General features: G+C 54.0%; 2 rRNA genes. Both read right to left on the minus strand.

Going from position 1 to position 984, the window contains the following annotated elements:
- Positions 1-237: ribosomal RNA gene (locus AXK61_RS16370) — 23S ribosomal RNA — on the minus strand; the annotation flags it as partial.
- Positions 238-682: 445 nt separating this feature from the next.
- A 16S ribosomal RNA gene (locus AXK61_RS16375) occupies positions 683-984 on the minus strand; the annotation flags it as partial.

The raw sequence follows: 984 nt of genomic DNA on the forward strand, positions 1-984 counted from the left end.
ATCACTATTGTTTTCTCTTCCTGAGGGTACTGAGATGTTTCACTTCCCCTCGTTCCCTCCACACCGTCTATATATTCAACGGCGGGTAACACCACATGACTGGTGCTGGGTTTCCCCATTCGGAAATCCTCGGATCACAGCTCGGTTGACAGCTCCCCGAGGCATATCGCAGCCTCCCACGTCCTTCATCGGCTCCTTGCGCCAAGGCATCCACCGTGCGCCCTTAGACACTTACAACACACAAAACACACACCAAACCCGAGACAACCAAAAGCCATCACAAACCTGATGCGCCCTTCATGACGTCAAGCGCCAAAAAAACACAACAAAATGCTTACACAGAAACATGTAAAATTACAGAAACAAAAACACGACCACCACACCAAAACAGTGCAGCGTCATGTTGATGCTCGCGTCCACTATACAATTCTCAAACAACACACACCACCACACCGCCACCCACCCACACCCCCACAGGGACGCAGTACGCAGGCGCTGACGCGCAGCAGCAACAGAAAGGACGTGTCCTCTCAGACACCCAACAGTGTGCCGACGAAACCCCTCCGACCGGACAAGCCGGCCACCAGGCGATAAACAATTTACCGTGTCAGTGTTCCACCCAATTATATGAGCAACCGCATCAGCCACATTCGAGCCGATAAGCGGTACTAATGCTCCTTAGAAAGGAGGTGATCCAGCCGCACCTTCCGGTACGGCTACCTTGTTACGACTTCGTCCCAATCGCCAATCCCACCTTCGACAGCTCCCTCCCACAAGGGGTTAGGCCACCGGCTTCGGGTGTTACCGACTTTCATGACGTGACGGGCGGTGTGTACAAGGCCCGGGAACGTATTCACCGCAGCGTTGCTGATCTGCGATTACTAGCGACTCCGACTTCATGGGGTCGAGTTGCAGACCCCAATCCGAACTGAGACGCGCTTTAAGGGATTCGCTCCACCTCACGGTATTGCAGCCCTCTGTACG

Origin of the sequence: Tsukamurella pseudospumae, assembly GCF_001575205.1 — a bacterium.
GTDB lineage: Bacteria > Actinomycetota > Actinomycetes > Mycobacteriales > Mycobacteriaceae > Tsukamurella > Tsukamurella pseudospumae.